This window comes from Psychromicrobium silvestre (assembly GCF_013408295.1).
In the GTDB taxonomy this organism is placed as follows: Bacteria; Actinomycetota; Actinomycetes; order Actinomycetales; family Micrococcaceae; genus Renibacterium; species Renibacterium silvestre.
This window is the reverse complement of record NZ_JACBYQ010000001.1, coordinates 600,352-615,193: the sequence shown is the minus strand read 5'-3', so window position 1 is coordinate 615,193 and position 14,842 is coordinate 600,352. Positions and strand designations below refer to the sequence as shown.

The following is a 14,842-nucleotide window of genomic DNA, read 5'->3' as shown; positions in this document are numbered from 1 at the left end:
GACACAAATCCCCCAATTTTGTGCAGTTTCACCGCACCTTATTCCCCAAAATAAGAACCTTCCCGCAAGTGTATACGAGTCTTAGTTCTTGGGATGGGGAGGGAGCACGGCAGCAATAATTCGGAGCGGCCCGATCCTGCCCGGGCGAACTCAGTGCATCGAACGATAAATGTCGCTCTCAGCGAATAATCTTCAAACCTTGTTAGCGACCCCGAGCCGCGGTCGCAATCACCACGACGGCGCGCTCCACGGCGTAGACAGGATCACGACCTGCTCCCTTAACTTGAGCATCGGCTAGAGCCAATGCCTGCAGGGCCTCAACTAAGCCTTCCTCGGTCCAGCGTTCGGCTTCGCGCCGAGCTTGATCGACTTGCCAAGGGGCCATGCCCAGTTCTTTAGCCAGCCCGGCCGAACTTCCGCGCGCTCCATAAACCTTGGCAACTGCGCGTATTTTCATGGCGAGAGAAGCCACCAGCGGAACCGGATCAACGCCGGTGGACAGCGCGTGCCGCAGGCTAGACAAGGCCACTGCACCATTCCCAGCGACAGCGGCATCGGCTACCTTAAAAGCTGTTGCTTCTACCCTGCCGCCATAATATTTATCCACCAGCTCCGCACTGATCGGGCCGTCCACATCGGAGATGAGTTGTTGGCAGGCAGCGGCCAGTTCGGAAAGCTGAGAGCCCACCGCCGAGACGAGGGCTCTGACCGCATCAGCATCAAAGCGGCGCTGAGCATCCTTGAATTCGGCTTTAACGAACTCGGCTTTTTCAGCATCTTTTTTGAGGGGCTGACACTCGACGACCGGATAACCAGCAGCTTTGAGTGCATCCAGAAGTTTTTTGCCTCGCACTCCGCCGCCATGCTGCATCACGACGACGCAGTCGGCCTCAGGAGCAGCGAGATAGGCTAGGGCGTCGCTGAGGAAGGCATCGCTCATGCTGGCTAGGCCAAGGACCTCGATGAGCTTGTACTCTCCAAAGAGAGAAGGGCTCGATGCCATTAAAAGCTCGCCACCGCTATAGCCCGAAGCCTCTAAGTGGTTGAGTTCCAACTCGGGATGAGCCCGGCGCATCGAGGCGCGCACCGATTCCATCGCCCGATGGGCAAGATACTCCTCAGGACCTTGCAGAAGAATGATCGGGGCGGGTGGAATGGCTCGCCAGCTCACCAGATTGGCTGCGGTTTTAGCGGAGGTCTTAGCGGCGGGCACAGCTCAAGCCTGCCATGTGGCACCGACAATCGGAAGTTCAATCATTGGCTCATCATGCCGAGCCATTGTTTTAGGGTGGCATTCGGTAATAGGCGCGGGCCAGCCAAGTCGCGAGCATTGAACCAGCGACCGAAGCAACAGCGATCATGCCGGTCCCCTGCAAGACCCAGCGCACCCGGAACGGTAGCCAACGGCTAGCTCGCTCCTTGAACCGTTCGGGGTTGCGCCACCAGTGCTCTGCTGCGAGGAATACTCCTAGGAAGGCCGCAGACAGCAGCCCGAGCAGAATCGCACCGGGCGCTCCCTCTAGCCAGGGCAGCGAAGAACCGGGTAGCGCGGCGAGGACACGACAGATGGCCACGACTCCTCCCGCGCAGAGCCCGGCCAGCCAGAGCAGAGGCGTAGCAAGCCAGGGCAACAGTGGCAATAATGGCAAGGCCAAAGTTCCAAGTAGGGTGCCTAGCGAAACCAGCGGCGCAGCCAGAATATTTGCTGGTAAGGCATAAGGCGTTAATCGTGGTGTGAGCAGGACAATCACGGGAGCGCAGCATAGTTGTGCGGCCAGCGGAATGGCGATTAAGGTAGCTGCCCAGCCGGGTAGAAACCGTTCGAAGAAGAATCTCAGACCAGGCCCGAGGACCACCAAGCCGGCGGTAGCCAATACGGACAAGATAAAACCAAAGCTTATGGCTAGCCACGGATTGGCGAGTAGCAGAACGATCACCGCGGTATGGAGCAAAGCCAAAGGGTGCTTTGATCGGCCGCCCAGTAAGGAGAGCGTGCCGAGGGTGCCCATCACTGCGGCACGAAGCACACTAGGATCCGGCCCCACCACCCCAATTAAGAACAGCAAGCCGAGAGCACCACAGAGCGCCGCAAAGACACGAGGCATCCGAATGCTCCTGGCCGCCAGGATGATAGCCAGCACTACGATGCTGCAATTCATCCCGCTGACCGCAGAAACGTGAGTCATTCCTACCGTTTTCATCAACTGGCTGAGTTCCTCGGATTGCGCGCTGCGATCCCCGGTTACCAGGCCCGGCAGCAACTCGGCAGCCTCCGGCCATCGATCCTTCCAAAGCTCTTGGACCGAGATTCTTAGAAGCCTTCTTAGGCCGCCGAAGGGACCAGAATCAGTTACGCCCGCGAGCAATCGGGGACCTGTTCGAGGAGTAAAGGAATTTCTCCCAGGATTGCTCGGATCAGCGGACCCCAGCACTCCAATGGTTGAGATTCGCTGTCCTTGCTGCACCGAACCCCAGAGTCCATCGGCATGGATCGAGATTGGTAGCGACATCGAGAGACGATTCCCCTTCACGGTCGCTTCGCTGAGGGTTCCCTGGATCAGCACGCCGCCCGGTTCCCCGGCCAAGGTCCGTGGCTCGTTATCCAGAGTGAGCTGCACGGAAATGATTGTTCGATCCTGAACTGCGTTGGTTAAGGGTGCGGGCATACGCTCAGCCGAGAGCGTGCCGGCCAGCACTAAAGTCAGGAGGGTGATCGCTGCGCCGAGACTCAGTTGACGAAGAAGACTCCGTGCCCGTGCGAAGAACCCCAAGCCGAGGACCAGCAGCAGCGCGATAAAAATTACCACTTCGAGAGTCCAGACGATGTTTTGCTGCAGAAGAACTCCGGAAGCCGCCCCCACCCAGACTCCGGCAGTCGCCGGAAGCAGGCGCAGGTCCCATGGCTTTGGCGCGGTTCCTGCCGCTGAGATCTTCCTATTACGTAGCCAGTGGAGGAGTCCCCTCAGCTGTGGCCACCCTCCACGGCGTACACGGTGGCGCCTCTCGACAAGACTCTTATGTTCTGAACCTTCGTGTTCTGGACCTTCGGCATCGGAAACCTTGCCAGCGCCTAGTTCGGATGCAAGCTTTCCGCCCGTGGCGCTGCGCTGGTAATAAAGCCAAGCTGGCCGTCCCAGTTAAACCACCACCAAGGGACTCAGACTTTCCAGCAATTTCGTCCCGATGCCGTCGACAGCATCGAGATCCTGAACCGAGTTGAAAGCACCATGCTCTGTTCGCCAATCGACAATTCGCTGGGCCAGCACGGGACCAACCCTGGGCAAGCTAGCAAGGTCTTCTGCGCTGGCGGTGTTCAAATTGATCGCTGCCACCTTGGCTGTACTCAAGCCGCTGGCTGAGCCGTTCTGAGCACTCCCCTTGCCCGAACCAGCACTGTCTGGACTCCCTCCGCTACCGCCCGCAGCTTCCTGATGGGTCGGCACTCGAATCTGTTGACCATCCTGAACTATGGCTGCCAGATTCAACGCCGCCAATTCGGCGCTCGGCAGGGCTCCACCCGCTGCCGAAATCGCCTGAAAGATTCTGCTACCGACAGGCAAGGTCAACACCCCTGGCTTGGCCACCGCCCCGACCACCTGGACAACAGCTCCGCTTGGGGTCGAAGCCTTGCCGGTGCTACTCGGGCTAGCCGAGTTTGCCGCAGGCACCGCGATTGGAACCGATTCGCTCGGCGGCCCTGAGGCACCATGAGCCAGGCTCGCCGAGCCGTTGAGCCAACTGAGTAGTGCGCCCGCCCCAGCGACTAACAGCACAGCCAGCAGCGCCGCCGTCGTTATCCGCCAGCGAGGACTGCGCCGCTGGTTAGCGCGCAGTAGATCTGATTCCGTGGCCTCGGGGAATAACTCGGTGAGTCTGGGGCTCAGCTTGGAGTGTTTACTGTGGCTTGCCATATCCCGAGATTAGGTAGCTTGCCTGGAGCGCGAAAGAGCCAGGAACGCGAATGTGAGGAAACTACCTGAGATTCCTATTGTGGAGGAAGAGTCAGCTCTCCCGTGCTGAGATCACCACGGCCAAAACTCCCAATCCTACATGTGCCGCCAATACCGCGGGTAGATCGCTCAGCACGGCTTCTGCCGGAGGCGTGGGCAGCAAAGCAAGCCGCCCCAAAAGCGCCTCGGCCTGGGAACGGTTGCCAAAATGATGCACCGCAACGCTGCTCGCCTGGTCACGCCTACTGAGTTCGGCCGCGACTAACTCGTCCAATCGTCCAATCGCCTTAGCCGAAGAACGCACTCGTTCCAGCGGTACCACTTGCCCATTGGACACACTCAAGATGGGTTTGATCGCCAAGACCGTGCCCAGCCAAGAAGCTGCCGCGCCGATTCGTCCGCCGCGACGCAATTGCTCCAAAGAGGGGACGTAGAAAAACACCGTTGAGGTATCGAGGGCTCGTTGTGCAGCCGTCGCCACCAAATCCAGTGACTCACCACCAGCCGAGGAGCGCAGCGCGGCCAATACGCCAAAGCCCTGAGCCATCGCTACGGTCCTGGAATCTAGCACCTGCACCGGAATCGACACCCGGTCAGTGGCCAGCCGCGCTGCCTCCACGGTGCCCGATAACTCCCCGGAGATGTGCAGCGAGAGAACCGAATCGAAGCCCCGATCGGCAAGCGACTGATAGACCCGCTCAAACTGCCCCGGCGAGGGCCTGGAAGTCTTCACCTCCTTGCCCGCAGCCAGAGCCAGACTCAGCTTGGCGGAGAGGTCTTCATCCCCCTCACCGAAAATCTGTCCATCCACCATAACGGGCATCGGCACCACCACGAGCCGATCGAAGACCAACTCGGTGGGCAGCGCAGCGGCAGAATCCGTCACAACGGCAACCCTCGGCGAAAGAGGCCGAGCCTGCTCCACCGGACGATGTAACCTGCGGCGCAACCAGGCGAAGGCTCCTGTGGTTTCGTCCATCTCAGCAGCCAGCCATGAGGCAGGAAGAATTAGGCAGGGACAATATTGACCAGTTTCGGCGCGCGAACGATCACCGTTCTAATCTGGCGGCCGTCCAAGAACTTCTGCACGTTTTCCGAAGCCAGAGCCAATTCTCGCAGGGCTTCCTCCGTGACATCGGCAGGCACTTCCAAACGGTCGCGAACCTTACCTTGGACTTGGACCACCGCTGTCACCGTAGATAGCACCAGCAACGACTGGTCCACCTTCGGCCACTCTGCACGGGCTACGAAATCATGATGACCGAGCTGCTCCCACATATCGTCCGCGGTATAGGGCGCGAACAAACTCAGCAATATAGCAACCGCTTCGACGGCCTCACGCACGGCTGGATCGGCAGCACCGGCACCCGAGTCGATGGCTTTTCGGGTGGTGTTGACCAATTCCATGATCTTGGCGATGACGACATTGAATTTATGGGCATCCAGCAGTTCCGCTGCCTCGGCCACGGTTCGGTGCGTCGCTGCCCGCAACGCGGCGTCCCCTTCACGCCCACCGTCGGCGTTCACACCGCCGTCGTCCGCCGCCGCAGCCACATCCTGGGCTAGCCGCCAAGCTCGGGCCAGGAACTTCGCTGAACCGGCCGGGGAAACGTCAGCCCAGTCCACATCGTCCTCCGGCGGGGAGGCAAACACCATGGCGATGCGCACCGCGTCCACGCCGAATCGATCCAGCTGTTCGGACAAGTCAATGCCGTTGCCGAGCGATTTACTCATTGCCTTGCCGCCGTTGATGACCTGACCTTGGTTCAGCAGCGCGGCAAAGGGTTCCTGCATGCTAACCATGCCCAAGTCAAAGAGCACCTTCATGAAGAACCTGCTGTACAGCAGGTGCAGGATGGCGTGCTCCACACCGCCTACGTACTGACCCACCGGCATCCAGCGAGCGACTGCCTCCGGGTCAAAGGGCAACTGCTCATCGTGCGGCGAAACGAAACGCAAGAAATACCAGGAGGAATCGACGAAGGTATCCATCGTGTCGGTATCGCGCAGGGCGGGGCCAGCACACTTCGGGCAGGAAACATTCACCCAATCCTGAACTGCTGCTAACGGAGAAGTCCCCTTGGGTGACAGGTCTTCGCCACGAAGATTATCCGGTAGACGTACCGGCAACTGATCATCAGGAACCGGCACTTCACCGCAGTCCGCGCAGTGGATGATCGGGATGGGTGCGCCCCAGAAACGCTGCCGGCTGAGCAGCCAATCACGCAGCCGATAGTTAACAGTCTTCTGACCGGTCTTGGCGGCCTCCAGCAGTTCAATAGCAGCCGGAATGGCTTCGGCCTTACTCAGCCCGTCCAGAGAACCGGAGTTAATCATTTTGCCATCGCCGGTGGTGGCAATACCGGAAATCGCAGGATCCTCCTGCCCCGTTTCCACCACCACCTGAACAGGCAGGCCGAAGGCTCGGGCAAAATCTAGATCCCGCTGATCATGAGCCGGAACAGCCATCACCGCACCGGTACCGTAGTCCGCCAGCACATAATCGGCGGCCCAGACAGGCAACTCCGTACCGGTAAGCGGATTGATTGCGTAACGGCCCAGGAACACCCCGGTTTTCTCCCGCTCGGTGGCCTGTCGCTCGATTTCGGAAAGCTTCTTAACGTCCTCCTGATAAGCCTCCAGATCGGCCCGATGCTGATCGGTGACCAGCTCGGATGCTAGCGCGGAGTCCGCAGCTACCACGAAGAAAGTGGCGCCGGCCAGGGTGTCTGGCCTGGTGCTGAAAACCGTGACCTTCTGTGCCAGGTCCTTGATTTCGAAATCTACGTGAGCACCCTCAGAGCGGCCAATCCAGTTCCGCTGCATGGCCAGTACTCGCTCCGGCCAGTGACCCTTGAGCGGCTCCATATCGTCCAGCAAGCGGTCCGCGTAATCGGTGATCTTGTAGTACCACTGATTCAGATTCTTCTTAGTTACCAGGGTGCCGCAGCGCTCGCAAGCGCCGTTCACTACCTGCTCATTGGCCAACACCGTCTGATCCTTGGGGCACCAATTGACCGGAGAATTCTTCCGATAGGCCAGCCCGCGCTGGTAGAAGCGCAGGAAAAGCCACTGGGTCCAGCGGTAGTACTCGGGGTCTGAAGTATGAAGTTCCCGAGACCAATCCACCGCGATGCCATAGCGCTTGAAGGAGGCCGCCTGGGTGTCGATATTGGCATAAGTCCACTCCGAGGGGTGAGCATTGCGCTTAATCGCAGCGTTCTCGGCGGGCAGGCCGAAGGAGTCCCAGCCAATGGGGTGCAGCACGTCGAAGCCTTTCAGCTTCAGATAGCGTGCGACGACGTCTCCCATAGCGAACGCCTCGGCATGACCCATGTGCAGGTCACCCGAGGGATAGGGGAACATGTCCAGCACGTAACGGCGTTCCTTGCTGCCGTCGTCGAGCGGAACAAAGAGCTTGGCTTCCTCCCAGCGCGGCAACCACTTCGACTCAATGGCTGCGACGTCGTAGCTCCGCTGCTCGCTGCTCTGCTGGCCCACTGTCTGCTGGCTCACTGCCTCGCCTTCCCATACTGAATTCTTCGGTATTACCTGGTATTGCTAACTACGACTGGACACACAAAAGCCCCTCGGGCCGGGCAAACGGCCTTTCGGGGCATACCGTACAGCTAGCGCTGTACGGCTAAATAAGCACGTTGCTAATCAAGCCGCTGTGTGTGCAGGAAGAGTGCATGATTCAACATTAGCGTATGTTCGCCTGCGGCCGCGCGAGAGGGATATCCTAATTATGAATGCCGAGCGCATTCGTGCCGAGGAGGAGTGCTCCCACGGCCGATCGGCCACCCGTCAATAGTTATCCGGCTGGCCCGTCATTTGATAGGTCTTCGTCACATGCCTCAAATGTTTGCTCCCATCAATCCCCGCCCCGCCGATCTGGCCAACGACGTTATTGCCTTGGTTCAGAAATGGTTGGATGCTCCGGTATCCAGTTCCGCGAAAAAGGCTTCGAGTTCGGCAGCGTTGCTGGCCGAGGTGCTCAAGGACCAGAACGGCTTGGACTTCACGATTGGTTTCGTGGACCGAGTGGTCCGTCCCGAAGATCTCGGAGTCGCGGCCCGCAACCTCACCCTATTAGCCAAGAACACCCCTACCTTCCTGCCCTGGTTCATGAAAGCTGGCGTCCGATTGGGTGGGCTGGCTGCCCCCATATTGCCTTGGGCCGTGGTGCCGGTAGCCAGAACAATTCTGCGCCAAATGGTGGCGCACTTGATTGTCGATGCCCGCCCCCGCCAGCTGGGAACCTCAATTGCCAAGCTGAAGAAGGATCACACCAGGCTAAATATTAACCTGCTCGGTGAAGCAGTATTGGGCGATAAGGAAGCCGACGCCCGTCTAGCCGGAACGAAAGAGCTATTGGCGCGCCCCGACGTCGACTATGTTTCGATCAAGGTCTCCTCTGTGGTTTCCCAACTGAACATGTGGGCCTTTGAAGAGAGCGTGCAGAAGATCACCGATCGGTTGGTCCCGCTCTATCTAATGGCCGCTTCCTCGGCGGAGCCGAAGTTCATTAACCTGGATATGGAGGAGTATCACGATCTGGACCTTACGGTCGCGGTCTTCAAGCGAATCTTGGATCGTCCTGAGCTGGAAAAGCTAGAAGCAGGGATTGTCTTGCAGGCCTATTTGCCTGACGCCCTGGGAGCTTTGCAGGACCTCACCGGCTGGGCGCAAGTACGTCGCGCCGCCGGTGGCGCCGGCATCAAGGTCCGTCTGGTCAAGGGCGCGAACCTGGCCATGGAGAAGGTGGATGCCGCCCTACACGGTTGGGAGTTGGCCACCGTCGCCTCCAAGCAGGACGCCGATACCAACTACAAGCGCTGCCTGGACTGGGCTCTGCAAAAGGAAAATACCGATGCTGTGCGGCTTGGTGTGGCCGGGCACAATCTCTTCGATATTGCCTTCGCTCACCTGCTGGCTGATCGTCGTGGCGTCTCCGAGAAGGTCGAGTTCGAAATGCTGCTCGGCATGGCCGAAGACCAGGCGGATGCGGTGCGGCAGGATGTCGGCTCACTGCTGCTCTACACACCCGTGGTTAAGCCGCAGCAGTTCGATGTGGCCATCAGCTACCTGATCCGTCGGCTGGAGGAGAATGCCAGCCAGGAGAACTTTATGTCCGCGGTCTTCGAACTGACCTCGAATCCGCAACTCCTGCAGCGCGAGACGCAGCGATTCCTGGATTCGCTGGCGGCTCTGGACACAGTGGTTCCGGAAGCTAACCGGAAACAGCAGACGGACCGCGCCCCGGAGCAGCCCGAAAACGGCTTTAACAACGCTGACGACTCCGATTCATCGCTGCCAGTGGTGCGGGCTTGGGGCCGCGAAGTGCTCTCCAAGGTTCCCCAATCGCGGCTGGGCATGGACCTGGTCGAGGCTTCCGTCTTTGATAGCACCGAAGCCGTCGAGGTTTTGATCGAGCGCGCCCTGACCGCGCAGCCGGAGTGGGCCGCGCTTGGCGGTGCGGGTCGTGCCGCTTTGCTGCGGAAGGCCGCCGTCGAACTTTCCCGCCGTCGTGGTGAGCTGATCGAGGTTGCCGCCAGCGAAACCGGCAAGACGCTCGCCGAAGGCGATGTTGAGATCAGCGAAGCCGTCGACTTCGCCAATTACTACGGGATGAGTGCCGCGAAGCTGGACCAGGTGCAGGGGGCGACTTTCGTGCCCTCCAAGCTGACCGTGGTCACGCCACCGTGGAATTTCCCGATCGCTATTACGGCAGGCTCCATCTTGGCCCCGCTCGCCGCGGGTAGCTCGGTGATCGTCAAGCCCGCTCCCCAGGCCAAGCGTTGCGCCGCCGTTGTGGTGGAGGCGCTCTGGGCGGCAGGGATCTCCAAGGACGTGCTGATTTTTGCTGATGTGGCTGAGGGGCCGATTGGTCAGCACCTGATCTCCCATCCGGCTGTGGATCGGGTAATTCTGACCGGAGCCTACGAGACGGCGAAGCTGTTCCGCTCCTGGCGTTCAGACTTGCCCCTGCTGGCCGAAACCAGCGGCAAGAACGCGATTATCGTCACTCCTAGTGCAGATCTGGATGTTGCAGCTAAGGATGTGGTGCGCTCCGCCTTCGGCCACGCCGGTCAGAAGTGTTCGGCCGCCTCGCTGGTAATCCTGGTTGGCTCGGTGGCGGATTCCGATCGCTTCCGGAACCAACTGGTGGATGCGGTGTCCTCACTCAAGGTTGGTTTCCCCGAGGACCCCGAAACCGAGATAGGACCGATCATTGAACCCGCAGCCGGAAAGCTCAAGACCGCGTTGACAACCCTGGGCGAAGGGGAATCCTGGTTGGTCGCCCCGCGCAAGCTCGATACCGAGGGCAGGCTCTACTCCCCCGGTGTTCGCACCGGCGTGCGGCCGAACAGCTACTACCACCTGACCGAGTTCTTCGGACCCGTGCTGGGCGTGATGACCGCTAAAACCCTGGAAGAAGCCATTGAGCTGCAGAACGCCTCGGCTTACGGCTTGACAGCCGGATTGCACACCATGGATGCCGAAGAGCTGGCGCTCTGGCTGGATAAGGTGCAGGCTGGGAACCTTTATGTGAACCGCGGCATCACCGGCGCCATCGTGCAGCGCCAGCCCTTTGGCGGGTGGAAGCGCTCCTCTGTGGGTGCAGGAGCCAAGGCTGGCGGGCCGAATTACTTGGTACATCTGGGCTCCTGGGAATCTCGGGAACTGCCGGAGGCGAGTGTCCCGCTCAAGCTGCGTCCCGCCGTCGAGCAAGCTCTTAAGGCCGTTGCCGCCGACCTTCCGGCCGAGCAGCTTGCCTATCTGCAGCGCTCCGTCGCCGATGATCAGCGCCAGTGGGAAGCAGAATTCGGTGTGGCCAAGGATGTCTCCGCGCTCGGGGTGGAGCGGAATGTTTTCCGCTACCTGCCGGTGCCGGTTGAGGTCCGTTTGGTGGCTGGTTCTGCTGCCGAATTATTGCGTACGACGGCGGCAGGTTACCTTAGCGGTTCCTCGGTAACGGTGTCTGTGGCTGAGCAGCCGACGAGCCCACTGCGGAATGCCCTCACCCAGCTTGGAGTAAGTCTCCTGCTTGAGTCCGAGGCCGATTGGGCAGCCCGGGTGACCGCCCGTGGCCCCATCCGCGTCCGGCTGGTGGGTGACACCGAGCGCAGCGCCGAGCGCGCCCTGCTGGCGGCCAGCCAGGGTAGCCCCGATCTGGCGATCTATGCTGGTTCGGTCACCGAAGCCGGACGGATCGAACTGCTGCCGTTCCTACACGAGCAAGCTGTCACGATCACGGCACACCGTTTCGGCAACCCCGACAACATCTCGCACGCCGTCCTCTAAGCAGCGCGCTGCGCGACCAGCACCGACCAGCAGCGACCAGCGCGCGAGTTCGCTTCCGCTTCTCGGGTTCGCCTGTCTTTACGGGCGAACCCGAGAGTTACCCGCGAACTCGCGCATAATGGGCTGCGGAGTTTTCCACATTGGGGTATGCCGGGGTAGCGGAACCCAGATTTGATCGGCAGTCTACTGGGATGGATAGGCTAAAACTCCAGCAACGTCTCGGCGCACGATGGCCCGAGGGCATTGTCCAGACCCGATTGAGTCTCGAACTCGCTGGGATCAATCATCTCCTGCTCCAGGACTGTCTTGCGGCCGGTATCGTCTTGAAGATCCGCAAAGGCGGCTACCTCCTCCGCGAACGCTGGGAAGGATCCGAGCCCTGGCACCGAGCGCAGTGGCAACTTGAGGCGCACCATCTAGTGAGCGGCGGTGTTCACCTCTACACCCATCAAAGCGCGGCTCGTCTGCATGGGCTTCGAACCTGGGGCCTGGGTGAGCGAATCCACCTTAATATCCCCTACCGCTGGTCGCGAGGTAGTTTCGGGGATGACGTTACGGTGCACCGCTATTCGATACCGGGACGGCAAGAATGCTTGGTACAAAATGAGCTCGGACAAGAGTTCCGGGTAACCAGTCTGGAGCGAACGGCCACCGACTGTGCCCGGCTCCTGGGGTTTGAACAAGCTGTGGTGCTGGGCGATCATGCTCTACAAAAAGGCGCAGATTTGACCTACATGCGGCGGCTACTCGCTGCTACCCCGGGAAGCCGTGGGGTGCGGCGAGCAAGGCTTGTGCTGGGGGCGATAGATGGCCGCTCGGAATCTGTTGGAGAGTCTCGCCTTCGGTTGATTGTTTCGGACCTGGCTCCGACATCTCAGCTAGAGCTTGCGACCACGGCAGGGCTCTTCAGGGCCGACCTCGGCTGGTCCGAGGCACGGCTCCTGCTGGAATTCGACGGCCGGAGCAAATACTTTGACTACGGCGCTAGCTCCGAAGTGGTGTTCCAGGAGCGACGCCGAGAGAAGGCTTTGGTTGCGGAGGGCTGGCGAATAATCCGCGTCGAATGGGCGGACCTGGAACGCCCAGCCGCACTACGCAGGCGAGTGATCAGCGCCCTAAAGCGCAGCGTCCCTTAAAAGCAGCGCGTGAGTTCGCTTCCCGGTCTCGGATTCGCCCGTAAAAACAGGCGAATCCGAGAGGCAGAAGCGAACTCACGCGCGGATGTTGCGTAGGTTACTTACTTGACGTCCTCGTCGACCCAGTCCATCGACTTGGTAACTGCCTTCTTCCAAAGTCGGAGCTGACGATCACGCTCGGCCACATCTAGCTGCGGCTCCCAGCGCTTATCCTCTGCCCAGTTGGAGGACAGCTCACCCAGGCCATTCCAGAAGCCCACCGCAAGGCCTGCCGCATAGGCAGCACCCAGCGCGGTGGTTTCGGTGACCTTCGGCCGGATCACCGGCACGCCCAGGATATCCGCCTGGAACTGCATGAGCGCCTCATTGGCGACCATACCGCCGTCGACCTTCAACTCGGTGAGCGGAACACCGGAATCGGCATTGACCGCATCCAGCACCTCACGGGTCTGGAACGCCGTAGCCTCCAAGGCAGCACGAGCAATATGACCCTTGTTGACGAAACGGGTCAGACCGACGATCGCACCGCGGGCATCTGAACGCCAGTAGGGCGCGAACAGACCGGAAAATGCCGGCACAATGTAAACCCCGCCATTATCTTCAACGGAAGCGGCCAAGGTCTCCACCTCGGGAGCAGATCCGATCATGTTGAGGTTGTCACGCAGCCACTGAATGAGTGAGCCGGCCACCGCAATTGAACCCTCCAGGGCGTAGTGCGTCGGAGCATCACCGAGCTTATAGCCAACCGTGGTGAGCAGACCATTCTTGGAGCGAACGATTTCCTCGCCCGTGTTGAAGATCAAGAAGCAACCCGTACCGTAGGTGTTCTTGGCTTCGCCACTATTGAACGCCGCCTGGCCGAAGGTAGCGGCCTGCTGATCACCCAGGATGCCAGCCACCGGCACCTCCCGCAGCAACTGCGAGGTGTGTACGGTGCCGTAGACCTCAGAAGAGGACTTAATCGTGGGCAACATCGAAGCCGGGACACCGAAAGCATCCAGAATCGACTGATCCCAGGAAAGCGTCTCTAAGTCCATGAACATGGTCCGGGAGGCATTGGTGACATCGGTGATGTGCACACCACCATCCGGGCCACCGGTCAGGTTCCAGGTGACCCAAGAATCGGTGTTACCGAAGATCAAATCCCCCGCCTCGGCCCGCTCTCTGGCACCTTCAACATTGTCCAGGATCCACTTGATCTTGGTACCGGAGAAGTAGGTGGCCAAGGGCAGGCCCACGGTGGACTTGAAACGGTCAACCCCGCCATCAGCGGCTAGCTGATCAACGATGTCCTGCGTCCGGGTGTCCTGCCAGACAATTGCGTTGTACACCGGCTCGCCGGTGTTCTTATCCCAGACCACAGCGGTTTCGCGCTGATTGGTAATTCCGACGGCGGCAATGTCATGCCGGGTCAGGTTCGCCTTGGAGAGCGCTTGGCCAATCACCTCGCGGGTGTTGTCCCAGATCTCGGTGGCGTTATGCTCCACCCAGCCCGCTTTCGGGAAGATCTGCTCGTGCTCCTTCTGACCGGTGGAGACGATATTGCCATCGTGATCGAAAACTATGGCCCTGCTCGAGGTGGTGCCTTGATCAATAGCTATTACATACTGCGGCATAAGAACTCCTTTGTCGTTGCCTCTTAAGATTGCGAGTGTCTAACTACCTGCTGTATTACTTGGCCAAGACTGCGACAGCCGGAGCGACGACAGCTGCCAGCACGCCGCCAATGATCGGACCAACTACCGGGATCCAGGAATAGTTCCAGTCGCTGGAACCCTTGCCCTTGATCGGCAGGAAGGCGTGTGCAATACGCGGGCCAAGGTCACGCGCCGGGTTGATTGCGTAGCCGGTAGGACCACCAAGGGAGGCGCCAATGCCGACCACCAGCAAGGCGACGGCGAGCGGCCCCAGGCCACTGGGAGAACCGGCGAACAGGATAACCACGAACACCAGAACGAAGGTTGCAACAATCTCGGTGACCAGGTTCCAGCCGGTGTTCCGGATTGCCGGACCGGTGGAGAACACGCCCAGCTTATTAGCAGCCTCGGGCTCGGCATCGAAGTGCTGCTTGTAGGCCAGCCAGCAGACCACGGCGCCGATAATGGCGCCAAGCAACTGAGCCAGGATGTAGAGCCCAATGGTGCCTAGATTGATGTCCACGCCGGGTACAAATTCGTGCTTACCCTGCATTAGGTCGTTGATCGCAACGCCTATGGTGACTGCCGGGTTCAAGTGTGCGCCAGATTTAGCCGCTACATAGACGCCTGCAAAAACACCGAGACCCCAACCGAAGTTAACCATCAAGAAACCGCCGGCGTTGCCCTTGGTTCCCTTCAACGCTACGTTCGCCACCACGCCGGTTCCCAACAGGATCAGGGTGGCGGTGCCGAGTAGCTCGGAGAGGAATATCTCCAATAGATTCATCGTCTTTGACTCCTCAATACGTAT

9 protein-coding genes are annotated in these 14,842 nt (G+C 60.0%); 2 read left to right on the top strand and 7 right to left on the bottom strand.

Annotated elements, in window-relative coordinates; genetic code table 11:
- Positions 1-202 precede the first annotated feature (202 nt).
- The 5 genes from holA to leuS all read right to left on the bottom strand — a co-directional run bounded on the left by holA (position 203) and on the right by leuS (position 7,466).
- Positions 203-1,213, bottom strand: coding sequence for a DNA polymerase III subunit delta (gene holA / locus FHU41_RS02910; RefSeq protein WP_343046230.1), 1,011 nt, complete (start codon positions 1,211-1,213; stop codon positions 203-205).
- Between the two features lie 70 nt (positions 1,214-1,283).
- Positions 1,284-2,807, bottom strand: coding sequence for a ComEC/Rec2 family competence protein (locus FHU41_RS15025; protein WP_179388135.1), 1,524 nt, complete (start codon positions 2,805-2,807; stop codon positions 1,284-1,286).
- A 330-nt stretch (positions 2,808-3,137) separates the two neighbouring features.
- Complete coding sequence (locus FHU41_RS02900; protein ID WP_179388134.1) at positions 3,138-3,911, bottom strand: ComEA family DNA-binding protein; 774 nt, start codon at positions 3,909-3,911, stop codon at positions 3,138-3,140.
- A 91-nt stretch (positions 3,912-4,002) separates the two neighbouring features.
- A complete protein-coding gene (locus tag FHU41_RS02895; protein WP_179388133.1) occupies positions 4,003-4,929 on the bottom strand; it encodes a DegV family protein in 927 nt (308 codons plus the stop codon).
- Between the two features lie 29 nt (positions 4,930-4,958).
- Complete coding sequence (gene leuS, locus FHU41_RS02890; protein ID WP_179388132.1) at positions 4,959-7,466, bottom strand: leucine--tRNA ligase; 2,508 nt, start codon at positions 7,464-7,466, stop codon at positions 4,959-4,961.
- A 336-nt stretch (positions 7,467-7,802) separates the two neighbouring features.
- Between leuS and FHU41_RS02885 the strand changes: the two genes are divergently transcribed.
- Together FHU41_RS02885 and FHU41_RS02880 are read left to right on the top strand one after the other, a co-directional pair.
- Positions 7,803-11,258: a bifunctional proline dehydrogenase/L-glutamate gamma-semialdehyde dehydrogenase gene (locus FHU41_RS02885; protein WP_179388131.1), complete on the top strand. Its 3,456-nt coding sequence runs from the start codon at positions 7,803-7,805 to the stop codon at positions 11,256-11,258.
- 191 nt (positions 11,259-11,449) lie between these two features.
- Positions 11,450-12,394 (top strand): hypothetical protein, encoded by a 945-nt coding sequence (locus FHU41_RS02880; protein ID WP_179388130.1) that lies wholly within the window; start codon positions 11,450-11,452, stop codon positions 12,392-12,394.
- Between the two features lie 101 nt (positions 12,395-12,495).
- Here FHU41_RS02880 and glpK read toward each other — a convergent pair whose 3' ends face one another.
- The gene (gene glpK, locus FHU41_RS02875) at positions 12,496-14,010 is read right to left on the bottom strand and encodes a glycerol kinase GlpK (protein ID WP_179388129.1); all 1,515 of its coding nucleotides are present in this window, start codon (positions 14,008-14,010) and stop codon (positions 12,496-12,498) included.
- Between the two features lie 55 nt (positions 14,011-14,065).
- The gene (locus FHU41_RS02870) at positions 14,066-14,818 is read right to left on the bottom strand and encodes an MIP/aquaporin family protein (RefSeq protein WP_179388128.1); all 753 of its coding nucleotides are present in this window, start codon (positions 14,816-14,818) and stop codon (positions 14,066-14,068) included.
- Between the last annotated feature and the right edge of the window lie 24 nt (positions 14,819-14,842).

Excerpts from the sequence above, each read along its gene's own strand:
- FHU41_RS02900 (WP_179388134.1), bottom strand. The coding sequence starts at position 3,911 with ATGGCAAGCCACAGTAAACACTCCAAGCTGAGCCCCAGACTCACCGAG.
- FHU41_RS02895 (WP_179388133.1), bottom strand. The coding sequence starts at position 4,929 with ATGGACGAAACCACAGGAGCCTTCGCCTGGTTGCGCCGCAGGTTACAT.
- FHU41_RS02885 (WP_179388131.1), top strand. The coding sequence starts at position 7,803 with ATGCCTCAAATGTTTGCTCCCATCAATCCCCGCCCCGCCGATCTGGCC.
- FHU41_RS02880 (WP_179388130.1), top strand. The coding sequence starts at position 11,450 with ATGGATAGGCTAAAACTCCAGCAACGTCTCGGCGCACGATGGCCCGAG.
- glpK (WP_179388129.1), bottom strand. The coding sequence starts at position 14,010 with ATGCCGCAGTATGTAATAGCTATTGATCAAGGCACCACCTCGAGCAGG.
- FHU41_RS02870 (WP_179388128.1), bottom strand. The coding sequence starts at position 14,818 with ATGAATCTATTGGAGATATTCCTCTCCGAGCTACTCGGCACCGCCACC.